Source organism: Streptomyces sp. WM6386, from assembly GCF_000972385.1.
GTDB lineage: Bacteria > Actinomycetota > Actinomycetes > Streptomycetales > Streptomycetaceae > Streptomyces.
Genome location: NZ_JXTE01000099.1, coordinates 1 through 21,399, shown reverse-complemented (window position 1 = coordinate 21,399; position 21,399 = coordinate 1). Strand labels below are relative to the sequence as shown.

Below are 21,399 nucleotides of genomic sequence, written 5' to 3'. Positions count from 1 at the left end.
CATTGCTCGAAGCACATGGATACGCTCCAGGCTGCCGGGCGAGGAGCCCTCACGTCGTCGTGCGCCTGTCGGCAATCGCGGCTACTCAGTACGCAGTACGCGACCCCGCCCACGTCATCCCCGGGCATGAGCACGGTCAGCCGGAGTTCGACGATCTTAAGTCAACTGCTTGACTTGGTCGGATCTCCCACTTGCCTGACCGTGCGGCAATGGCGCCGGGCCGGAGGAGGGCTCATGTCCCGGAGTTTCGAGGCGCGGTAGCAAACGCCGGGAACGCTCGTTCCTCGCGGCGTCGGCCGAGGCGGCTGCGATCGCCCGTGCCCCTGGTCGATGTGGCCAACTCGTGGAGGGTGCACATGAGTTGTGAACCCGTTCGGCAAGAGTTCGGCGTGTGATCTGGGTCACGTCAGCCTTCTGTCGGGGAACTGACCGGAGCCCGTCAGGCCCGTCTGTTTGCATGTGCTCATCGAGGCCTCACCCCTTCCCCCCGGCGCTCCGACTCTCGACCGGAGCCCCCCACCACCGAGGAGAACCATGGCCGACGCGCTGCCTGCTCCCGAGTTCCCCATGCCGCGGGCCGCCCGCTGCCCCTTCGATCCGCCGCCCGGCCTCAAAGAGCTCCAGGACCAGGGGCCGTTGGCGAAGGTGCGGCTGTGGGACGGGAGCGAACCGTGGCTCGTGACCCGCTACGCCGAGCAGCGCGCCCTGTTGGGTGACGCCCGGGTCAGCTCGGACATCGACCGCCCCGGCTTCCCGCCCAAGGCCGGCTCCGAGGGGAGCGAGGGCAAGCTCAGTTTCATCATGATGGACGACCCCGAACACGCCCGGCTGCGCCGCCTGGTGACGGCGCCCTTCGCCATCAAGAAGGTCGAGGCCCTCAGGCCCGCCGTGCAGCGGATCGTGGACGGCCTGATCGACGACCTGCTCGCGGGCCCGCAACCGGTCGACCTCGTCGAGGCGTTCGCCCTGCCCGTCCCCTCGCTGGTGATCTGCGAACTGCTCGGGGTGCCTTACGAGGACCACGAGATGTTCCAGTCCCACACCAAGACGATGGTCAGCAGCGCCGCGACACCCGAGCAGCGCAATGGCGCGACCCGGGAGATCGCCGGCTACCTGGCCACAGTGATCGCCAAGCGGCTCGCCGAACCCAGGGACGACCTGCTGTCGAGCATCGCCGGCCGGATCACCACGGGCGAACTCGACCATCAGCAGGCCACGGAGATGGCGCTGCTCCTGCTGATCGCCGGACACGAGACCACCGCGAACATGATCGCGCTCGGTACCGCCGCCCTCCTTGAGCACCCCGACCAGCTCGCCCTTCTGCGCGAGAGCGACGACCCCAGACTGGTGGCCTCGGCCGTCGAGGAACTGCTGCGCTACCTGAACATCACCCACCAGGGGCGCCGCCGCGCGGTCACGGAGGACATCGAGATCGCCGGCGAGGTCATCAGGGCCGGCGAGGGCATCATCGTGGTGAACGAGATCGGCAACCGTGACCCCGAGGCCTTCGAGGACCCCGACCGTCTCGACATCTCCCGGGACGCCCGCCGCCACGTCGCCTTCGGTTTCGGCATCCACCAGTGCCTCGGCCAGCCCCTCGCCCGGATGGAGCTCCAGGTCGTCTACGGCACCCTCTACAAGCGCATCCCCACCCTCAAGCTCGCCTGCGACGTCCAGGACGTGAAGTTCAAGCACGACGCGTTCATCTACGGCGTCCACGAACTGCCGGTGGCCTGGTGAGGGCTCCCCGTCCCGCGAACGAACAAGCACCACGCGACAAGAAGGGCAATCCCATGAAGGTGGAGCTGGAAGCCGACAAGTGCGTCGCCTCGGGGCAGTGCGTGCTCGCCGCGATGGACGTCTTCGACCAGGACGACGACGGCATCGCGATCCTGCTGGCGGAGCAGGTCGGCGACGAACTCGTCGACGACGTCAAGGAAGCCGTCGCGGTCTGCCCGGCCGCCGCGATCCGACTGGTCCAGCAGTGAACCGGATCGTCGTCGTCGGGGCCTCGGCCGCCGGACTCGCGGCGGTCGAGACGCTCCGCCGCGAGGGCTACGACGGCCCGCTCACCCTCGTCGGCGACGAACCCCTCGCACCGTACGACCGCCCGCCGTTGTCCAAGCAGTTGCTGTCCGGTGAGTGGCGGCCCGAGCGGCTGGACCTGCGCACCCCCTCGGACCTCAGCGCGCTCGGCCTGGACCTGCGCCTGGGCGTCCCCGCAACCGGCCTCGAACTCACCGGGCGCACAGTGCGGCTGGCCGACGGCTCGACGGTGCCGTACGACGGACTGATCCTCGCCACCGGCGTCCGGCCGCGCCGGCTGCCCGGCGAGGGCGCGCATGTGCTGCGGACCCTGGACGACGCCCTGACCCTGCGCGACCGGCTGGGCCCGGGACGGCGGCTCGTCGTGGTCGGCGCCGGATTCCTCGGAGCGGAGGCCGCCGCGGTGGCCTGGCGTCTCGGCGCCGAGGTGACCCTGCTCGAACCCGCCCCGGTGCCGCTGGCGCACGCCGTCGGCACGGAGGTCGGTCGGGTGCTCTCACAGGCGCATCTCGACCGCGGCGTGGACCTGCGCTGCGGGGTCACGGTCACCGAGGTGACCGAGGACGGGGTGCGGCTCGCCGGCGGCGAAGTGGTCGAGGCCGACGAGGTGCTGGTGGCCATCGGCTCGCTGCCCAACACCGAGTGGCTCGATGGCAGCGGGCTGGCCGTCGGCGACGGAGTGGTCTGCGACGAGTACTGCGAGGCCGCGCGGAACGTGTACGCGGCCGGCGACGTCGCCCGCTGGTACAACCCGCTGTTCGGGACGTCGATGCGGATCGAGCACCGCACCAACGCCGCCGAACAGGGCATGGCGGCCGCCCGCAACCTCCTCAACCCCGAGGCGCGCAAGCCGTTCGCGCCGGTGCCGTACTTCTGGTCAGACCAGTACGACATGAAGGTCCAGGCGTACGGCTTCCTGCGCGGCCACGACGAAGTCGCCGTGGTGGAGGGCGACTTGGCCGAACGACGGTTCGTCGCCGCGTACCGCACCGGCGACCGGGTGAGCGGCGCCCTCGCGGTCGGTATGCCGCCCAAGGCGATCCGGCAATGGAGACAGCCGATCGTGACCGGCGCGGCGTGGAGCGAGACCGTACGCTCGGCGCAGTAGTCCGCGTAAACGCGCGCAGTAGATTACTTGAGTTACGCAACAAGATGGTAAAGTGGCTCGCATGGCCACCCCATCGCTCTCCGAGCTCCCCGACGGCCCCGCATCTTCCGAAGTGATCGAGATCGAGCGGGCGCTCACGCGCATCACGTACCTGAGCACGCGCGCCCGGCAGCACGACCGGCTGATGGCCCTGGCCGGAGTGCCGCTGGACCGGGCCGCCGTGGCGCTGCTGCGCCAGGTCGCCGACTCCGAGCCGCTGCGCCCGGGGGAGCTGGCCAACCGGCTCGGCGTGGAGGCCTCGCACGTGACCCGTACCGTGCAGCAGCTCCAGAAGAGCGGGTACGTCACCCGGGTCCCGGACCCCGTCGACCGGCGCGCCCAGCGCATCGAGCTCACCGAGGCGGGCCGGCAGGCCGTCGACCGGGTCCGGGACGCCGGCGCGCGCGGCATGCAGTTCGCCCTGTCCGAGTGGGCTCCGGAGGAGCTGGGGCAGCTGGCCACCCTCTTCCACCGCATGGTCGACGATTTCCTGGCCTATGCCGTCGACGACGACACGGAGCCGGCGGCCACTGCCTGATCCTCGGCGCCGGGTTCGCGCAGCCCGCACATCAGGAGCCGGCCCACCGCGGGCAGGACGACGAGCGGGAGCAGTGCGGTCCGCAGGGATGTGGCGTCGGCGAGTGCCCCGAGGGCGGGCGCGGCCAGCCCACCGACGCTCACCGCCAGCCCCAGCGTGACACCGCTCGCCGTGCCCACCCGGCGCGGCAGACAGTCCTGGCCGAGCGTGACATGCAGCGAGAACGGCACATACAGGCCGGCCGAGGTGAGCGCGACGAACGCATGGACGAGCGGTCCCGGTACGAGCACCAGCCCCGCGACGGCCGGGACAGTCAGCAGGTACGACCGGCGCACGACCGTCAGCCGCCCGTACCGGTCCGCGAGCCGCCCTCCGACCACCGTGCCCCCCGCACCCCCGGCGTAGAGCACGCACAGCGCGACCGTGCCGGCCGTCTCGCCGCCCCCGGTGCGCTCACGGACGTACAGCGAGACGAACGCGCTCAGCCCGACGAACACGACCGACCGGCAGACGATCGCCCCCGACAGCCGCAGGAACGACGGCCAGTCGTCGCGGCGGGCACCGGCGGACGTACGGCCGGACACGGACCGGCGTCCGGTGGCGCGGACCGCCGCCGCGCACAGGACCGCTCCCGCGAGGGCGGGGACGATCAGCAGGGGAGAGGCGCCCAGGCCGCCGAGCCCGACCACGGCCATGACGAGCAGCGGTGCCGCGCCGAAGCCGAGGTTGCCGCCCAGCGCGAACCAGCCCATCGCCGTGTGGCTGCCGCCCGCGGCGGCGCGGGCCGCCCGGGCGGCCTCCGGATGGTAGGCGGCGACCCCGACTCCGGACACGGCGACCGCGGCGAGGGTCAGCGCGTACGAGTCGGTGACCCCGCTCAGCGCCACCCCGGCTCCCGCGGTCAGTGCGCTCAGCGGCAGGAGCCACGGCATCGCCCACCGGTCGGTGAGCGCCCCGAACAGTGGCTGCACGACGGACGACAACAAGGACGCGGCGAGGACGACGCCCGAGGCGGCGGCGTAGGTGTAGGCGCGCTCGGCGACGAAGTACGGCACCAGAGCGGCCACCGCCCCCTGATAGACGTCGACGCAGGCATGCCCCAAGGACAGATGGCGTATCGCGGTCATACCGAGATCGTCGCGAGAGCGGGGCCTGGCGCGCTTTCGATAAACTGCCTACTTGTGCCGGACATCCGCCATACGCCGAAAGCCCCGACCCGTGCCCAGAGCCTGGCCGCCGGGGAGCGCATCGACGCGCACCGGCACGACGACCACCAGATCGTCTACGCCGGCTCCGGCGTCCTGGCCGTCACCACCGACGTCGGCACCTGGTTCGCCCCCGGCAACCGCGCCATCTGGGTCCCCGCGGGCACCGTCCACGCCCACCGCGCCCACGGCCACCTCGACCTGCACCTGGTGGGTCTGCCCGCCGACGACAACCCGCTCGGCCTGGACGCCCCCACCGTCCTCGCCGTAGGACCGCTCCTGCGCGAACTGATCGTCGCCCACACCCGGGCCCCCGACGACGACAGCCCCGAACGCCACCGTCTGCTCGCCGTCCTCCGCGACCAGCTGCGCGCCTCGCCCCAGAAGCCCCTGCACCTGCCCACCGCCACCGACCCGCGCCTGACCGCGGTCTGCGCGATCCTGCACGCCGACCCCGCCGACCCCCGCACGCTCGCCTCCCTCGGCACCGTGACCGGGGCGAGCGAACGAACCCTCAGCCGACTCTTCCGCAGCGAGTTCGGCATGACCTTCCCGCAGTGGCGCACCCAGTCACGCCTCTACCACGCCCTGCGGATGCTGGCCGACGGAGCACCCGTCACCACCGTCGCCCACCGCTGCGGCTGGTCGTCCACGAGCGCGTTCATCGAGGTCTTCCGCCGCTCGTTCGGGCATACGCCCGGGACCCACAACCGCCTTTCCCCGTAGGTGAAGAGGCCGCCGTACAACCTGCTTGTACCGTCCAGTAATATCGCGCGGCAGGCCCCCATAGGAGGAACCGTGCCCCGGTCCCAACGCTCACCCCTGCTGCTCGCCGGTCTGCTGGCCGGCGTAGGGGTCACCCACTTCACCGCGCCGCGCTCGTTCGACGCGACCATCCCGAAGTTCCTGCCGGGATCGCCCAGGACCTGGACCTACGCGAGCGGCGTCGCCGAGTTCGCGCTGGCGGCCGCTCTCGTGGCGCCCCGCACCCGCAAGGCCGCCGCCCTGGCCTCAGCCGCCTTCTTCGTCGGGGTCTTCCCGGCGAACGTGAAGATGGCCGTGGACTGGCGCCACCGCCCCACCCCGCAGAAGGCCGCCGCGATCGCCCGGCTGCCGCTTCAGGTGCCCCTCGTCCTGTGGGCCCGCAACGTCGCACGGGACACGGAGGGTCAGGCATGAGCGCGCGCGCAGACGTCGGCGACAAGATCGAGGACTTCGAGCTGCCCGACGAGACCGGCACCCCGCGCAGCCTGACCTCGCTGCTCGCCGACGGGCCGATCGTCCTGTTCTTCTACCCCGCGGCACTGACCGCCGGCTGCACCGCCGAGGCCTGTCACTTCCGTGATCTGGCGGCCGAGTTCGAGGCCGTCGGTGCCCGCCCCGTCGGTATCAGCGGGGACTCCGTGGAGCGTCAGCAGGAGTTCTCCGGCAAGCACACGCTCGGCATGCCGCTGCTGTCCGACGCCGACGGGGCGATCCGGGAGCGGTTCGGGGTGAACCGCGGGTTCTCGCTGGCCCCGACCAAGCGGGTCACCTTCGTCATAGCGCAGGACCGCACCGTCCTGGAGGTCGTCCGCAGCGAGCTGCGGATGAACACCCACGCCGACCGGGCCCTCGCCGCTTTGCGCGACCACCGCAAGTGACGTACGAGTCCTGGTAGCCGTACCGAGGTTGTTGCGGTGCGGCAAAGGGACCATCCTGGACGATATGGAGCACGCCTCGGCCGCGGCGATCATCGACGCGCGCGGCATGGTGACGGGGTGGAGCGACGGTGCCCGGCGGCTGACCGGATACCCGGCCGAGGAGGCCGTGGGACTCCCGGTGCGTGAGCTGCTCGCCGAGGAGCCGTCGCCCGACGTCCTGGCGGCCCGGACCGGCACCGTCGTCCTGCGGCACCGGGACGGCACCCCCGTCGCCCTTCCGGTGAGGGCGTGCGAGGTGCTGGGCCCGGACGGTGCACCCGGCGGGTTCGTGATCACCGCGGAGCAGCCCGGCGGGGCCGAGCCGACCCTCGCCGGGCAGGCCTTCCAGCAGGCCTCCATGTCCATGTCGGTCTTCGATCCGCAGCAGCGCTATCTGCGGCTCAACGGCGTCGCCTGCCAGGTGATGGGGGTGCCGGAGGAGGCCCTGCTCGGCCGGTTCTACCCGGAGACCGTGGAGGAGGCCGAGCACAGCCGGGGCTTCAACTGGCATCTGCGACAGGTCACCGAGACGGGCGAGCCCCTCCACTACGAGAGCTACACGCGCGCCCCGTCCGGCAGCCGCTACCACGCCTGGAACATCGAGATGTGGCCGGTCCGCAACGGCCTCGACGACGTGGTCGGGGTCGCCCTGGCCGCCTTCGACAGCACCGAGCAGCACTGGGCCCGCCAGCGCCTGGCCCTGCTCAACGAGGCCGCGGACGCCATCGGCACCACCCTCGACGTGGTCCGCACCGCCGAGGAACTGGTGTCGCTCGTGGTCCCCCGGTTCGCCGACTTCACCAGCGTCGACCTCCTCGAATGGGTCCTCGGCCCCGACGAACCGCCCAGCGCCGTGCCCCAGGACGTCGTCCTGCGGCGCGTCGCCCACGGCTCCGCCCACGAGGGCACCCCGGAGGCCGCCGTCCACCTCGGCGCGCTGGACGTCTACCCGCCGTACTCGCCGCCCGCGCGGGCCCTGCGCGAGGGCCGGGCCGTGCTCAGCCGGGTCGGCGAACCGTCCTTCGACCGCTGGGTCGGCGAGCGCAACGCCCGCGCCCCCAAGGGCCGGCCCTACCGGGAGGGCACCCACTCGATGCTGGCCGTTCCCCTCAGGGCCCGCGGCATCACGCTGGGTGTCGCCGTAGCCGTCCGTATCGGCCCCTCGGACCCCTACGTCCAGGACGACGCCGCCCTCGCCGAGGAACTCGCCAGTCGTGCCGCCGTCTGTATCGACAACTCGCGCCGCTTCGCCCGTGAGCGCACGACCGCGCTCGCCCTCCAGCACAGCCTGCTGCCCCGGGGACTGCCCGGACAGGCCGCCGTCGAGGTCGCACACCGCTATCTGCCCTCCGGGTCCCTCGCGGGCATCGGCGGCGACTGGTTCGACGTCATCCCGCTCTCCGGCAGCCGCGTCGCCCTCGTCGTCGGCGACGTCGTCGGGCACGGCATCACCTCCTCGGCGACGATGGGCCGCCTCTGCACGGCCGTGCGCACCCTCGCCGACGTGGACCTGCCGCCCGACGAACTCCTCACCCACCTCGACGACCTGGTCACCCACATGGCGGCCTACGACAGCGACGACGACATCGCCGAACTCGGCGCGACCTGTCTCTACGCCGTCTACGACCCGGTCTCGCGCCGCCTCACCCTCGCCGCCGCCGGCCACCCGCCGGCCGTCCTCGTCCTGCCCGACGGCACCGCGGACCTCATCCCGATGTCCGCGGGACCCCCGCTCGGCGTCGGCGGACTGCCCTTCGAGGCCACCGAGGTGGAACTGCCCGAGGGCGCCGTCCTCGCCCTGTACACCGACGGCCTCATCGAGGACCGCGACCGCGACATCGACCACGCCACCGGTGAGCTCTGCCGCGCCCTCACGGCACGCGCCAGCTCTCTCGACGCCCTCTGTGACACCGTCCTGAAAGCCGTGCTCCCGGAGGAGCCGAGCGACGACGTGGCCCTCCTGCTGGCCCGTACCCGCGCGCTCGGCGCCGACCGGGTCGCCACCTGGGACATCACACCCGACCCCGCCCGCGTGGCCGACGCCCGCCAGGCCGCCACCGAGCAACTCACCGCGTGGGGCCTGGACGAGGCCGGCTTCGTCACCGAACTCGTCGTCAGCGAGCTGGTCACCAACGCCATCCGCTACGGAGCCCCGCCCATCCAGCTCCGGCTGATCCGTGACCGCACTCTCATCTGCGAGGTCTCCGACGGCAGTTCCACCTCGCCGCATCTGCGCCGCGCCCACGCCTACGACGAGGGCGGGCGCGGACTGCTGCTGGTCGCCCAGCTCACCCAGCGCTGGGGCAGCAGACAGACCGGCGCCGGCAAGACGATCTGGGCCGAACAGCCGCTGCCCCCGCAGTGATCACTCGAAGTCGCAGCCGGGGTTCGGCACGTCCTCGGAGAATGCCGATCCGTGCGGCAGCACGTACAGCACCTCGAGGACGAGCGGAGTGTCGCCCAGGTTCCGGCCGAGATGGACGTCGCTCGGCCCGCCCGGCTCCCGGACGACGGTGCCCTTCGGGTAGACCCCGTCCGTGGCGCAGTCGGAGTGGTAGTGGGTGAGCGTGCCCTGCTTCACGTACCCGTACACGGGGCCGCCGTGGTAGTGCCAGCCGGTGGCCTGGCCGGGCGGAACGGTGATCTCTCTGACGGTGTAGTCGGTGCCCCCGACGGTGACCTGGCTGATCAGTTCGGCCGTGACACCGGGGCCGGGCGGGGTCGCCTGGGCGGTGGTGCCACAGGTGAGGGCGGCGGCCGCGGCCACCGCCCCGGTTATGCCGACGCGGAGCGAGGTGCGCATGCGGGGGCCTCCTGACGCTTGAGCGGAAGATCGATGCTGTTCCGCAGCGAACATAGAGGCACAGATGGGCAGTTGGGGCCGGATTCGGCAGAACTCAGAACTCCTCGTGCACCTCCGGATCCCCGCCCCGGCGCTCCTGGGCCCGGTCGGCGATCGCCGCCATCTGGTCGGGCCCGAGCTCGAAGCCGAAGATCTCCAGGTTGGCGCGCTGCCGGTCGGGGTTCGACGACTTCGGGATCGGAACCGAGCCGAGCTGTGTGTGCCAACGCAGGACGGCCTGCCCCGGCGTCACCCCGTGGGCCTCGGCGACCGCGGCGACGACGGGGTCGTCCAGCAGCGTGGAGCCGGGGGCCAGCGGGCTCCAGCTCTCGGTGCGGATGCCCTTGGCGGTGTGGAAGGCACGCAGCTCGTCCTGCCGGAGGAAGGGGTGCAGCTCGATCTGGTTGACGGCGGGCAGGACCCCGGTCTCCTTCTCCAGCCGCTCGATGTGCTCCGTCGTGAAGTTGGAGACGCCGATGGAGCGGACCAGGCCCTCCTCACGGAGCTTGATCATGGCCCGCCAGGAGTCGACGTACTTGTCGACGCGGGGGAGGGGCCAGTGGATGAGGTAGAGGTCCACGTGGTCCAGGCCGAGGCGGCGGCGGGACTCCTCGAAGGAGGCCAGGGTCTCCTCGTAGCCGTGGTGCCGGCCCGGGAGTTTCGTCGCGACGACGATCTCCTCGCGGGGGACACCGCTGCGGGTGACACCGAGGCCCACTCCGGCCTCGTTGCCGTAGTTCGTCGCCGTGTCGACCAGGCGGTAGCCGAGCCGCAGGGCCTGTGCCACCGCCCGCTCGGCCTCCACGTCGTCCATGGGCCAGGTGCCCAGGCCGATGGCCGGGAACTTCGTACCGTCGTTGAGTGTGTGTACCGGGTTGTCGATCACTGTTGGACCTTTTCCCTCGACCGTGTCGTCCCCCCAGCCTCGCGGATAGGGTGAGCCGTGATCAACCGGACGGGTGGGGGATGAAGGCGGCGGACGGCATGGGCGGCACCGAGGAGAACCGGCAGCCGGGCGGACGTCCCACGTCGAAGGACGTCGCCCGGCTCGCCGGGGTCTCCCACACCGCGGTCTCCTTCGTGTTCAACGGCCGCGCCGAGGGCAATCTCTCGCCCGCCACCCAGGAACGCATCCGCCAGGCCGCCGACCGGCTCGGCTACCGCCCCGACCCCGTCGCCCGCGGTCTGCGCCGCCGCCGCACGGCCGTGATCGGCCTGGTCACCGATGAGATCGCCACCTCGCCCTTCGCGGGCCGTCTGCTGCGCGGCGCGATGGAGACCGCCTGGGACAGCGAGCACCTCGTTCTGACCGTCGACTCCGGCGGCGACCCCGCCAAGGAGGACGCGGCCGTCGCCGAACTCCTCGACCGGCGTGTGGACGGCATCGTCTATGCGGCCATGTCCCTGCGCCGGGTCCGCGTCCCCGAGGGCCTGCACCGCACCCATTCCGTCCTCGCCAACTGCGTTCCCGAGGACGACTCGCTGCCCGCCGTCATCCCCGCCGAGCGCGCCGGGGGCCGTACGGCGGCGCGGCTGCTGCTGGACGAGGGGCACCGCAGGGTCGCCATGGTGGGCGGCCAGCGGACCGGCTGCGCGGCTTCCGGGACGCTCTGCGCGCCGAGGGCATCACCGTCCCCAAGGAGTGGGTGGTGCGCAGCGGAGGAGAGATCAGCGGCGGGTACGAGGGCGCGCTACGTGTCCTGGACGGCATCGCCGCCGACCGGCGACCCACCGGGATCTTCTGCTACAACGACCGGGTCGCGGCAGGCGTCCTGCACGCCGCGACCCGGCTCGGCATCGCCGTCCCCCAGGAGCTGTCGGTGGTGGGCTACGACGACCAGGAACACATGGCCGCGTACCTCACCCCGGCCCTGACCACGGTCGCGCTGCCCCACCGGGCGATGGGCGAGGCCGCCGCACGGCTCCTCCTCGACTCCATCGACACCGGCAGGACATTGCCCGCGACGGTACGGCGCCTCGCCTGCCCGGTGATCAGTCGTGCGTCGGTGGGACCAGTTCCCAGCCGGTGACCGTGGCCCCGGTGCCCGTGACGACGAGCTCGGGCACATCGTCCGGCCGCCGGTAGACGCGCTCGGTCACCGTGGCCCGGCCGTCGACGAACAGCTCGAACAGCGAGCCGTCGACGAGGATCCGCGCCTCTGCGGCGGGCACCCGCACCACGATCGGCGCCGAGCCGTCCGGCCGTGTCCGTGGCCAGTCCGCACGGTCGAGCGTCGCCGTGCCCTCGTCCGGGTCGAGCAGGACCGTCAGCCGCGCGCCCGAGGCGGACCGCAGCAGACTCACGGTGGTGCGAGTCGATGCGGTCACGGTCAGGTCGTACGCGTCCGGCAGCGTCCTGGGGCGGTCCGGTGCCGTGGTGAACGGCTCGGCCGCACGCACCAGTTCGAGCTCCGGAGCCGGTACGACGCGCAGGGCGCCGTCCGGATGGACATCGACGACCCTCGGTGCGCTGAGGACCCCGGCCCACCCGGCGCGATCCACGTCGCTCTGCTCGCGGGCCTCCCAGGACCAGCCCCACATCAACGCCCGGTCCGGTTCCTGGAGTACGGCGGGTGCGTAGAAGTCACGTCCGTGGTCCAGTCGACCGCCGGCGCGAGTCCCGAAGCGCAACTCACCGTCCGCGCCAGGTTGGAGACGCCCCGTCAGATAGCCGGTGGAGCACGGGTCCCCGTCCCACAGCGACACCACGAGCACCCACTCCCCGCTCGCCGTCACATACAGCTGAGGGCACTCCCAGCCGACGGCCTTGTCCCCGAACACGTCCACCGCGACCGGGTCGTTGCCGTCGAGCAGCACCCCGGCGAACCGCCAGTCGGTCAGATCGTCGCAGTCGTACAGGAGCACCGACGGAGTCCCGTCGGCGTGCCCCGCGCCGACCAGCGCCCACCGTCGGCCGTGGCTGCGGAACACGAACGGGTCGCGGAACATCACCACGTCCAGGCCGGCCGGCGGGCCGGTCACCACCGGTGCGGGCAGCGGCTTCCAGTCGGTCAGGGTCTCGTCCTGAGGCACCAGCGCACGTGCCAGACAGATCGAGCCGAGCCCGGTGTGGTGCCGGTCGACGCCGGTGTAGACGGCGGTCGGCACGCCCTCGTCGTCGACCACGCACCCCGACCAGCAGCCCGCCTCGTCGGGGCCGCCCGGGGTCGGGGTGAGGGCGACCGGATGATGTTCCCAGTGGGCGAGGTCGGGGCTGGAGACATGGCCCCAGTGCACGTTCGCGTGGACCGGGGCAGCCGGGTTGTGCTGGAAGAACAGGTGATAGCGGTTCCGCCAACGGAACGGCCCATTGGGGTCGTTGACCCAGTTCGCGGGCGGACGGACCCTGAACCGGGGGGCGTCGGGGGTGTGGCTCAACGGTTGACTCCTGCGGAGGTGATGCCCTCGCGCAGAGGGCGCTGGCCGACGAGGAACACGGCGACGGCCGGGAGCATGGAGAGCACGACACCGGCGAGCACCACCGAGATGGAGCCGGTGCCGAGGTTGCCCTGGAGGGAGACCAGACCCAGCGGGAGGGTGTAGTTCTGGCCGGAGGTCTCCAGGATCAGGGGTCGGAAGAACTCGTTCCAGTGGTAGTTGAAGGCCAGCACGCCGACGATCGCCAGGCCGGGAGCGGCCAGCGGCGCGTACACGGACCGGAAGATCCGCCAGGGCCCGCAGCCGTCCAGCATCGCCGCCTCGCCCAGGTCCTTCGGCATGCCGAGGAAGTACTGGCGCATCAGGAAGGTGCCGAACGCGGTCGGGAAGGCCGGGATGATCAGCCCGAGCAGGGTGTCGGTCAGGCTCATCGACTTCAGCACCAGGAACACCGGCACGATGGTCACCTGCAACGGCACCATCATGGTGGCCAGCACCAGGCCGAACAGCGGCTTCTTGAACCGGAATTCGAGGCGTGCGAAGGCGTATCCGGCAAGACCGGCCGTGATCATCTGGCCGACGGCGACCAGCGCGGTCACGAGCGTGGAGTTGAGCGCCAGCAGCCAGACGTCGATCTGGTCGAAGACCCCGCGGTACGACTCCGCCGTCGGGTTCGTCGGGATGATCTTCGGCGGCAGGTCGAAGGACTCGGCCGGGGTGCGCAGGGATGTGGAGACGGTCCAGATCACCGGGCCGAGGGTCAGCAGGGCGCACACGGCGAGGGCGGCGATCCGCGCCCAGGGGGCGAGCGAGGAGCGGGCACGGCTCAGATTCAGGGTCGCTTGGCTCATGGAGGTCACCCGGCTCACTGGTAGTGGACGAAACGCCGGCTGAGCCGGAACTGGAGGGCGGTGACCGCCATGATCAGCACGAAGAGCAGCACACCCACCGCGGAGGCCTCACCGAAGCGCAGCTGCTCGAACGCGCTCTCGTAGATGACCATCACCACGGTCCGGGTGGAGTCACCGGGACCGCCGTTGGTGAGAACGTAGGGCTGCTCGAAGACCTGGAGCGCGTTGATGATCCCGACCACCGAAGCCACCAGCAGGGTGGGGGAGAGCAGGGGCAACGTGATGCTCAGGTGCTTGCGCAGACCGGTGGCGCCGTCGAGGGAGGAGGCCTCGTGGATCTCCTTGGGGATGTTGTTCAGGCCCCCGACGAACAGCAGGAACGAGAACCCGAACTGTTGCCAGACGTAGACCAGGACAACGGTCGTCATCGCCCCGTTCTCGGACGTCAGCCACGGCACCGGAGCGATCCCGACCGTTCCGAGCAGCCAGTTCACCACCCCGAAGTCCTGGTTGAACAGGTACTTCATCACCACCGAGATGGAGGCGGCGGACAGCACCAGCGGGAAGAAGAACGCCGAGCGGAACACCGACCGCAGCCACATCGGCATCCGGCCGTTGACCGCGAGGGCCAGCACCAGGGCGATGAGGAGTTGCAGCGCGACCGCCAACACCATGAACACGAGCGTGTTGCGGAAGGAGACCAATACCGTCGAATCGCCGAACGCCTCACGGTAGTTGGCGGCCCCGGCGAAGCTCGGGTCGTCGATCACGTTCCAGTGGAACAGGCTCAGTATCACCGAGCCGACGATCGGCACGACGGTGAAGACGACGATGCCCACGATCGTGGGCGCCAGGAAGAGCGTGGCCAGCAGCCGGGTGCCGCGGTCGCGCGCCGAGGGCCGCGAGGCGGTCACCGGCGGGGTGAACTCCTTGATCGGCGCGGGTGTCTGAGTGCTCGTCATACGTCACGCTCCATGGCCTTCTCCAGATCGCCCTGCATCCGGCGCAGCGCGGGGGCCACCGCACGCCGGGAGGCCAGCGCGGTGCCGGTGTGCTTGAGCAGTACCTGCTCGACCTCGGCCACCTGCGGCGGGGCGGGGATGGGCCCGGTGTCGGGGAACTTGTCGAGGGTGTCGTAGAAGGCCTGCCAGTGCTTCGGGCCGATCTCCTGGTAGCGGTCGGCGGTGAGCATCGAACGGCGGGCGGGGGTGGTCTGGTTGGTCTTGAACAGCCGCATCAGGGTGTCCCTGCGGGCGGCGTACTTGATGAACTCCCAGGCCTCGTCCTGCCGCTTCGAGGTGCGCAGCAGCGCGTAGCCGGCGGCGCCGAACTGCATGCGCTGGGTCCGCCACCGCGGGAAGTACTGCACGTCGAAGCTGTCGGGCTCCATGCCCGCCAGATGCAGCCCGCCCGCCCAGAAGCCGCCGGCGGGCGTGACGCCGACCCGGCCGGTGGAGAACACACCGATCAGGTTCTGGCCGTTGCCGCCCTCGGGCCGGGTGCACAGGTCCTCCTGGATGAGGGAGGCGAGATAGTCGTACGTCTCTTCCACCCGCTCATGGGTGGCCTGCGGGGTCGTCCACCGGAACCCGCCCCCGCGCCCCTGTCGCTCGGCGGCGGGGTAGAAGGAGTCCCACAGCCACTCGCCGCCGGGCGCCTTGGACTCGGTGAGCAGATTGGTGCCGTTGGCGAAGAGCCACGGCACCACACCGCCCCACAGCCGGTTCGTCCAGAAGTACGGCGTGAACTGGGAGCCGCTGGACTTCTTCATGTCCCGCAGCAGGGCGGTGAAGTCGTCGCGGGTCCAGTCGGGGGCCGGGAAGTCCGCGCCTGCCCGCTTGAGCACCTGGTCGTTGAGGTACATGTCGGCAGCGTTGAACTCGACCGGCAACTGGTAGAGGCTCCCCTCGTACATCATCGACTCCACCAGCGAGGGGTGTACGTCGGCGAAGTACTCGCGCAGCTCCGCGGCGTCCCGCTTCACCCAGTCGTCCAGCGGGACCCCGAGGCGCTGCGCGAACAGCTGCACGCCCTCGGTGGCGACGTACACGAGATCGGGCGCGGTGCCCGCCGCGATCTGGGTGAGGATCTTCGCGAAGAAGTCCGACCAGTCGACGGCCTGCACGGCGTTGATCCGGAGCTTGATGTCGGGGTGGACCTGCCGGAATCCCTCGGTGAGGGTGCGCACGGCCTCCGGTCCGTAGGCGGGGCCGAGCGTGGCGACGACGAGCGAGCCGTCGTCGCGGCCGGGGATGTCGGCGCCGGTGAGCCGGTCCCAACTGGCGGCGGTACCGGCGAGCGCGGCGGCGCCCGCGCCGTAGGCGCCGTACCGCAGCAGTGTGCGGCGGGTGAGGTGCGAGTCGGTCATCCAAGGGCCTAACTCGTGTTAGTTCAGGGTTGACGCCCCAGATGATGGGAAATGGCGCACGGTGCTGTCAAGAGCCGTGCACCCCTTGACCTTTAACGAGTTAGGTCCCAGAGTCCTGGACCCATGAGCCGCCGTTTCCGACGAGAGGAACGATGTGTGATGCGTGGGTTGTCCAGGAGAGCGCTGTTCGCGGGGTCCACGGCCGGCGCGGCGGCCGTGCTGCTGCCGGTCGCCGCCGCTCCGGCTGCCGCGAAGCCCAAGGCGACCACCGCGTGCGCGAGCTACCGCGCCGCGTACCACTTCACGGTCCCCGACCAGTGGAAGAACGATCCGCAGCGACCGGTGTGGATCGACGGTGAGTACCACTACTACTACCTGTACAACGCGGACTACTTCACGGGCGGTACCACCTCGGGCACCGCCTGGCGCCTCGCCACCAGTACCGACCTGGTTTCCTTCACCGACCGCGGGATCGCCGTGCCGAAGGACACCACCCCGGGCGGCGACGTCTGGTCCGGCTCGGCAGTGGTCGACAACGACAACACGGCGGGCTTCGGCGCGGGCGCGGTGATCGTCATCGCCACCATGGCGCCCGACGACGTCACGCAGGCGCAGTACCTGTACTACTCGACCGACGGCGGCGGTGTGTTCACGAACCACGGCACCGACCCCGTGCTGTCCAACCCCGGGGTGCGGGACTTCCGCGACCCCAAAGTGATCCGCGACGAGGAGCGCGGCCGGTGGGTGATGACACTCGCCGAGAACAACAAGGTGGGCTTCTACCACTCCACCGACCTGAAGTCATGGAGCTACGTGAGCGGCTTCATCAAGGACGGCATCGGGATCCTGGAGTGCCCGGACCTGTTCCGCATCCGGGCGGAGGACGGCGCCTGGAAGTGGGTGCTGGGAGTGAGCGCCAACGCCAAGGGCTCCGGGCTGCCGAGCACATACGCCTACTGGACGGGCGCCTTCGACGGGACCACCTTCACCCCCGACGCTTCAGATCCGCAGTGGCTCGACCACGGCTGGGACTGGTACGCGGCCGTCACCTTCGAGAAGCGGAACGCCAACGGCACCCTCGACCCGGCCGCCCGGTACGCGATCGGCTGGCTGAACCACTGGGACTACGCGAACACCACGCCCACGATCGACTCCGACGGCTTCAACGGCACCGACTCGATCGTCCGCGAGGTCACCTTGAAGCGCGCGTCCTCCGGCGGCTACTACCTGGCCTCACGGCCGGTGGCCGCGCTGGACTCCTATGTGTCGCGGACGGTGAGCCTGGGTGACCTGGAGGTGAGCGGCACCCGCCTCCTGGGCTACACGGGGACGGCCTACGAGCTGACCTGCGAGATCACCTGGGAGCAACTCACGGGAGCAGGCGTCCAGTTGCGCCGCTCGGCCGACGGTGGCCGGCACGTCGACGCCGGGATCTACGCCGACTACGCCTTCCTCAACCGCCGCGCCACGGTGAACCCGGACGCCTCCGGGCGCTGGCAGGAGAGTCACAGCCCCTTCGACCCGGGCGCCCGCACGGTGAAGCTGCGGATCCTGGTCGACCGTACGTCCGTCGAGATGTTCGTGGACGACGGCCGGTACGTGCACTCCTCGGAGGTCTTCCCCTATCTGATCGACACCGGCCTCGCGCTCTTCACGATCGACGGGACGGCGGTCTTCCGGGACGTGCTGATACGGGAGTTCGCCGTGTGAGGCTAGGGTCCGTGATGTGCGCGTAGTGCTGATCGGGGGAACCTCCCACACAGGCAAGTCGACCGTGGCCCGGGCGGTCGCGGAGCGGCTCGGGTTCGCGTACCGCTCGACGGACCTGCTGGCCCGGCATCCGGGGAGGCCATGGGGGAAAGTGCCTCCGCATGTCGTCGAGCACTACGAGACGCTCGCCGTCGACGAGCTGATCCGGTCGGTGCTCGACCACTACGAGCGCCTGTGGCCGCGTATCGAGGAGCTGATCACCGAACGTGCGAAGGGCGACGGGCCGGGGCTCGTGCTGGAGGGCTCCGCGCTCTGGCCGGACCGGGTCGCGGGCCTGAGGGTTGCGCACACCGAGGCCGTCTGGCTCACCGCGGACGACGCGGTGCTCGGTGCGCGCGTGCGGGAATCCGCGCGGAAGGAGGAGCGGCGGCACCCGGTGGACAAGTTCCTTGCCCGCAGCGTGCGTTATCAGCAACTGATGGTGGAGTCGGTCGACGCGCACGGCCTGCGCCGTATCGACACGGGTGGCCGTCCCGTGGCCGAGTTGGTGGACGTGATCCTGGAGAGGCCCTGTCGCCACGACCCGTGATCGCTGACACGATCTTCGGGGAGCGGCCGCGGACGACCAACGGAGTACGGATGACGACGGACACGGGCACGGCGCAGGCGGAGCACACCCCGGGGATCGAGGTGAAACCGGTCGCCGGGCACATCGGGGCGGAGATCACGGGCGTCGACCTCGCGGAGGAGCTCGACGACGCCGTCGTCGCCGCGATCCGGTCGGCGGTGCTGCGCTGGAAGGTGGTGTTCTTCCGGGAGCAGCGGCTGGATCACGCCGGGCAGGTGGCGTTCGCGCGCCGGTTCGGCGAGCCGGTGGTGCTGCGGAAGCGGGGCAGTGCCTCGCCGCCGGGCTTTCCCGAGGTGGAGACGACCGCCGACCGGCTGGAACTGGGCGGCAAGTTCGGCATGGAGCAGGACGAGTGGCTCCAGCGGCGCCGGCACACCCTGCTGCGCGGCTGGCACTGCGACCACGGTGCCCGTATCGACCCGCCGGCCGCGACGATCCTGCGGGCCGAGACCGTACCGCCGTACGGCGGCGACACCACATGGTCCAACCTGGCCGCCGCGTACGCCGGACTCTCCGCTCCGGTGCGGGAGTTCGTGGACGGACTGCGGGTGGAACACCGGCTGGGCGTCGGCTATCAGTCCCGTCCCGGTGACGACTCCTACGTCCGCCATCTGCTGGACCACCAGGTCGCCTCGCTGCACCCGCTGGTGCGCCTCCACCCGGAGACGGGGGAACGGATCCTCTACGTCAACGGCTACTACGTCGAGCAGATCGCCGACATCTCCCGAGCCGAGAGCACCGCGATCCTGGACATGCTCCTGGAGCAGGCCGTCCGGCCCGAATACACCGTCCGCTTCCGCTGGGAGCCGGGCAGCGTGGCCTTCTGGGACAACCGTGCCACCATCCACCTGGCCCCCGGCGACAACGCCCACCTCGGCTTCCCCCGGACCATGCACCGGGTGATGCTCGCCGGGGACGTCCCGGTGGACGTGAACGGCAAGCCGTCGGAGCCGATCGTCGGCACCGAGGTCGGACGCTGGTGAGGCCTGAGCGCCCGTGACCTGCACGATCTGGCGATCGATCACCCCGAGGCTTCGGCGCGGATCGTGGGCGAGGCGGCGCCGGTGCTGGGCTTCGCGCCCGGCATGCGGATGGAAGGGGTGCCGGACACCCGGGTGTCGCGCGAGATCGCCGACCACGTGGTGGCCGTGCTCTCCGAGGCGCTCACCAACATCGCCCGGCACGCGCGGGCCGATCGCGCCGACGTCGTGCTCACGGAGGACTCCCACCACGTGCGCCTCACCGTCTCCGACAACGGCGTCGGTATCCCGTCCGAGGGCCGCCGCAGCGGGCCCGGCAGCTGGGCGGGAAACCGGAGTTGAGCCTTGCCGGATGGTGGGACCCGCTTGGTGTGGTGGGTGCCGGTGCCGGCGGAGTGGGGGGATTCGGGAAGGGGCGGACACCGCCCGCGCGGCGCCCTGCCGCCGTGACGGCCGGCCGGGCGCCGCATCCTGGACGGGCTCGGTCAGTCGGACGGCTGCCGGCCGAGTGCCGGACCGAGCCGCGTGGCCATGTCCGTGAGGATCTGCACGTAGTCCTCGTGCTCGAAGGTGAACGGCAGTGCGAACGCGACCTCGTCGACCTCGCGGAACGCGGCGTGCGCGTGCAGCCGTTCGGCGATCTCGGCCGAGGTGCCGACGATGTCCGGCGCGAACATCAGACGCGCCGGACCCTGCGGTGACGTGGTGCGAGGGGTGCGCTTCGCCGCGTACTCCTCGTACCGCGCGCGCTGTTCGGGTGTGGCCGAGTCGGTGGGGATGACGACCAGGCCCTGGGAGACCCGAGCGGCTTCGCCGTCGGGGTGGTGGTCACGGAAGGCCCGGATGTGGGAGAGCTGGATCTGGGCGAAATCCGTTGTCTCCTCCGGGTTTTCGGCCTTGACGACGCTGCTGGTCAGGAAGTTCATGCCGTGCTCGCCGGCCCAGCGCGCCGAACTCAGGCTGCCGCCGCCGTACCAGAGGCGCCGGCCCAGGCCGGGGGAGTGCGGCTGCACCCGATCGGAGAACACCTCGAAGCCCTCGACGCCGCTGAAGTCGGTCGCCGGCTTGCCGCGCACGAGGTCCAGCAGCCGCCGCACCCGTTCGTAGGAGAAGTCCTCCACGTCGGCGGTGTCCGGGTAGAGCGCGTCCTTGACCTGGTCGTAGTGCATCGGCGGGCCCACGCTCACGCCCGGGTTGATCCGGCCGCCGGACAGGAGGTCGACCGTCGCCAGGTCCTCGGCCAGCCGCAGCGGGTTCTCCCAGCCGAGCGGGATGACCGCGGTGCCGAGCTCGATACGGCTCGTGCGCTGCGAGGCCGCCGCCATGACCGCGATGGGGGAGGAGATGCCGTACTGGAGGTGCCGGTGGCGCAGCCAGGCGCTGTCGAAGCCGAGCCGCTCACCCAGCTCGATGATCTCCAGCGTGGACTCGTGGCCACGGCGCGGATCCGCTTCGTCGAAGAGACCGATGGTCAAAAAACCCAGCTTGCGCAACGGGCGAGAGGTGGGGGGCACCGGCTCCTCCAGGTGAGCACCGACCGACGTCGTACAGCCGTGGCAACTAGATCATGGCCTGCGATGTTCCCCGCCACCGCGATCAGATCAGGGGGATGGTGACCTCGTCCTCGACCGGCGGGTCCAGCTCCTGGCGGAGATTGCCCGTGGCCGCGTGGCAGCGCAGTCGGATCGCCTCCGGGGTGACGTCCAGGCGCAGGAAGCACTTGAAGAACGGCGGGCTGTAGGTGGCCGAGCTGGGGGAGAACAGCTGCGTGTAGATCTTGCGGACCGGGAGCCGGAACCGCGAGGTGCGGTCGGGGCGGCCGCCCGCCCCCAGGAGACTGGCGACCAGCCGGGTGCGGAAGGTGACGCGGGCGGGCTCGCCCGGGGAGCGGGTCAGGGGGATGCCCAGGCGCTCGGCGATCACGGCCGCCGCGTCGGCGGCGGAGAGGGTGAAGAAGCGGCGCAGGCGCAGTCGGCGCCCGTAGAGGGTGCTGTAGAAGGCGAGGGAGTCGCCGCGCAGCGGAT

At 71.1% G+C, this 21,399-nt stretch carries 19 protein-coding genes and 3 pseudogenes; 13 read left to right on the top strand and 9 right to left on the bottom strand.

The genetic code is table 11. From position 1 onward, the window contains the following. Positions 1-534 precede the first annotated feature (534 nt). The 4 genes from TN53_RS37325 (at position 535) to TN53_RS37310 (ending at position 3,731) form a co-directional block, all read left to right on the top strand. The gene (locus TN53_RS37325) at positions 535-1,740 is read left to right on the top strand and encodes a cytochrome P450 (protein WP_046263278.1); all 1,206 of its coding nucleotides are present in this window, start codon (positions 535-537) and stop codon (positions 1,738-1,740) included. Positions 1,741-1,793: 53 nt separating this feature from the next. Further along, on the top strand, positions 1,794-1,988 hold the full coding sequence (locus tag TN53_RS37320; protein ID WP_046263277.1) for a ferredoxin: 195 nt from the start codon (positions 1,794-1,796) through the stop codon (positions 1,986-1,988). Next, entirely contained in the window at positions 1,985-3,154 is a 1,170-nt protein-coding gene (locus TN53_RS37315; RefSeq protein WP_046263276.1) for an NAD(P)/FAD-dependent oxidoreductase, read from the top strand. The genes TN53_RS37320 and TN53_RS37315 overlap by 4 nt, the downstream gene beginning before the upstream one ends. A gap of 61 nt (positions 3,155-3,215) precedes the next feature. Next, entirely contained in the window at positions 3,216-3,731 is a 516-nt protein-coding gene (locus TN53_RS37310) for a MarR family winged helix-turn-helix transcriptional regulator (protein ID WP_046263275.1), read from the top strand. On the opposite strand, the gene TN53_RS37305 is transcribed toward TN53_RS37310, so the two are convergent. Next, positions 3,689-4,858 (bottom strand): MFS transporter, encoded by a 1,170-nt coding sequence (locus TN53_RS37305; protein WP_046263274.1) that lies wholly within the window; start codon positions 4,856-4,858, stop codon positions 3,689-3,691. The two genes, TN53_RS37310 and TN53_RS37305, sit on opposite strands and share 43 nt — an antisense overlap. Before the next feature lie 54 nt (positions 4,859-4,912). On the opposite strand from TN53_RS37305, the gene TN53_RS37300 reads away from it, so the two are divergent. The 4 genes from TN53_RS37300 (at position 4,913) to TN53_RS37285 (ending at position 8,983) form a co-directional block, all read left to right on the top strand. After that, positions 4,913-5,662, top strand: a complete 750-nt coding sequence (locus TN53_RS37300) for an AraC family transcriptional regulator (protein WP_046263273.1) — start codon at positions 4,913-4,915, stop codon at positions 5,660-5,662. A 72-nt stretch (positions 5,663-5,734) separates the two neighbouring features. Further along, positions 5,735-6,115 (top strand): MauE/DoxX family redox-associated membrane protein, encoded by a 381-nt coding sequence (locus TN53_RS37295; RefSeq protein WP_046263272.1) that lies wholly within the window; start codon positions 5,735-5,737, stop codon positions 6,113-6,115. Next, on the top strand, positions 6,112-6,579 hold the full coding sequence (locus TN53_RS37290; RefSeq protein ID WP_046263271.1) for a peroxiredoxin: 468 nt from the start codon (positions 6,112-6,114) through the stop codon (positions 6,577-6,579). Before TN53_RS37295 ends, TN53_RS37290 begins: the two co-directional genes overlap by 4 nt. Positions 6,580-6,643: 64 nt before the next feature. Next, a complete protein-coding gene (locus TN53_RS37285) occupies positions 6,644-8,983 on the top strand; it encodes a SpoIIE family protein phosphatase (RefSeq protein ID WP_046263270.1) in 2,340 nt (779 codons plus the stop codon). Here the strand turns inward: TN53_RS37285 and TN53_RS37280 are convergent, their stop codons facing one another. Both TN53_RS37280 and TN53_RS37275 read right to left on the bottom strand, forming a co-directional pair. After that, a complete protein-coding gene (locus TN53_RS37280) occupies positions 8,984-9,421 on the bottom strand; it encodes a cupin domain-containing protein (RefSeq protein WP_046263269.1) in 438 nt (145 codons plus the stop codon). Positions 9,422-9,515: 94 nt separating this feature from the next. Next, complete coding sequence (locus TN53_RS37275) at positions 9,516-10,346, bottom strand: aldo/keto reductase (protein WP_046263268.1); 831 nt, start codon at positions 10,344-10,346, stop codon at positions 9,516-9,518. Positions 10,347-10,444: 98 nt separating this feature from the next. Here TN53_RS37275 and TN53_RS37270 point away from each other — a divergent pair. Beyond that, a pseudogene (locus tag TN53_RS37270) lies at positions 10,445-11,490 on the top strand (LacI family DNA-binding transcriptional regulator). On the opposite strand, the gene TN53_RS37265 reads toward TN53_RS37270, so the two are convergent. The 4 genes from TN53_RS37265 to TN53_RS37250 are packed head-to-tail and all read right to left on the bottom strand — an operon-like array spanning position 11,453 to position 16,057. Then, positions 11,453-12,838 carry a glycoside hydrolase family 32 protein gene (locus tag TN53_RS37265; protein ID WP_046263267.1) on the bottom strand — a complete coding sequence of 462 codons (1,386 nt, stop codon included), beginning with the start codon at positions 12,836-12,838 and terminating at the stop codon, positions 11,453-11,455. The pseudogene TN53_RS37270 and the gene TN53_RS37265 overlap by 38 nt on opposite strands. Then, positions 12,835-13,689: a carbohydrate ABC transporter permease gene (locus TN53_RS37260; RefSeq protein ID WP_046263298.1), complete on the bottom strand. Its 855-nt coding sequence runs from the start codon at positions 13,687-13,689 to the stop codon at positions 12,835-12,837. Before TN53_RS37260 ends, TN53_RS37265 begins: the two co-directional genes overlap by 4 nt. 14 nt (positions 13,690-13,703) lie before the next feature. Further along, on the bottom strand, positions 13,704-14,651 hold the full coding sequence (locus TN53_RS37255; protein ID WP_046263266.1) for a carbohydrate ABC transporter permease: 948 nt from the start codon (positions 14,649-14,651) through the stop codon (positions 13,704-13,706). Continuing rightward, the gene (locus TN53_RS37250; protein WP_046263265.1) at positions 14,648-16,057 is read right to left on the bottom strand and encodes an extracellular solute-binding protein; all 1,410 of its coding nucleotides are present in this window, start codon (positions 16,055-16,057) and stop codon (positions 14,648-14,650) included. Before TN53_RS37250 ends, TN53_RS37255 begins: the two co-directional genes overlap by 4 nt. A 159-nt stretch (positions 16,058-16,216) precedes the next feature. Here TN53_RS37250 and TN53_RS37245 point away from each other — a divergent pair, with 159 nt between their 5' ends. From TN53_RS37245 to TN53_RS49650, 4 genes and pseudogenes are all read left to right on the top strand, one after another. Beyond that, entirely contained in the window at positions 16,217-17,767 is a 1,551-nt protein-coding gene (locus tag TN53_RS37245) for a glycoside hydrolase family 32 protein (RefSeq protein ID WP_046263264.1), read from the top strand. Between the two features lie 16 nt (positions 17,768-17,783). After that, positions 17,784-18,356, top strand: a complete 573-nt coding sequence (locus TN53_RS37240) for an AAA family ATPase (RefSeq protein ID WP_046263263.1) — start codon at positions 17,784-17,786, stop codon at positions 18,354-18,356. 50 nt (positions 18,357-18,406) lie between these two features. Next, positions 18,407-19,378: a TauD/TfdA dioxygenase family protein gene (locus TN53_RS37235; RefSeq protein WP_046263297.1), complete on the top strand. Its 972-nt coding sequence runs from the start codon at positions 18,407-18,409 to the stop codon at positions 19,376-19,378. Between the two features lie 9 nt (positions 19,379-19,387). Then, a pseudogene (locus TN53_RS49650) lies at positions 19,388-19,825 on the top strand (sensor histidine kinase); the annotation flags it as partial. Positions 19,826-19,860: 35 nt separating this feature from the next. Here TN53_RS49650 and TN53_RS37225 read toward each other — a convergent pair. Next, entirely contained in the window at positions 19,861-20,889 is a 1,029-nt protein-coding gene (locus tag TN53_RS37225; protein ID WP_046263261.1) for an LLM class flavin-dependent oxidoreductase, read from the bottom strand. A gap of 82 nt (positions 20,890-20,971) precedes the next feature. Beyond that, positions 20,972-21,399: pseudogene (locus tag TN53_RS37220) on the bottom strand (metallophosphoesterase); the annotation flags it as partial.

Bases quoted from the DNA above. Each gene is read 5' to 3' on its own strand.
- TN53_RS37285 (WP_046263270.1), top strand. From the start codon at position 6,644: ATGGAGCACGCCTCGGCCGCGGCGATCATCGACGCGCGCGGCATGGTG.
- TN53_RS37250 (WP_046263265.1), bottom strand. From the start codon at position 16,057: ATGACCGACTCGCACCTCACCCGCCGCACACTGCTGCGGTACGGCGCC.
- TN53_RS37325 (WP_046263278.1), top strand. From the start codon at position 535: ATGGCCGACGCGCTGCCTGCTCCCGAGTTCCCCATGCCGCGGGCCGCC.
- TN53_RS37255 (WP_046263266.1), bottom strand. From the start codon at position 14,651: ATGACGAGCACTCAGACACCCGCGCCGATCAAGGAGTTCACCCCGCCG.
- TN53_RS37260 (WP_046263298.1), bottom strand. From the start codon at position 13,689: ATGAGCCAAGCGACCCTGAATCTGAGCCGTGCCCGCTCCTCGCTCGCC.
- TN53_RS37310 (WP_046263275.1), top strand. From the start codon at position 3,216: ATGGCCACCCCATCGCTCTCCGAGCTCCCCGACGGCCCCGCATCTTCC.
- TN53_RS37235 (WP_046263297.1), top strand. From the start codon at position 18,407: ATGACGACGGACACGGGCACGGCGCAGGCGGAGCACACCCCGGGGATC.
- TN53_RS37280 (WP_046263269.1), bottom strand. From the start codon at position 9,421: ATGCGCACCTCGCTCCGCGTCGGCATAACCGGGGCGGTGGCCGCGGCC.
- TN53_RS37320 (WP_046263277.1), top strand. From the start codon at position 1,794: ATGAAGGTGGAGCTGGAAGCCGACAAGTGCGTCGCCTCGGGGCAGTGC.
- TN53_RS37245 (WP_046263264.1), top strand. From the start codon at position 16,217: ATGCGTGGGTTGTCCAGGAGAGCGCTGTTCGCGGGGTCCACGGCCGGC.
- TN53_RS37305 (WP_046263274.1), bottom strand. From the start codon at position 4,858: ATGACCGCGATACGCCATCTGTCCTTGGGGCATGCCTGCGTCGACGTC.
- TN53_RS37290 (WP_046263271.1), top strand. From the start codon at position 6,112: ATGAGCGCGCGCGCAGACGTCGGCGACAAGATCGAGGACTTCGAGCTG.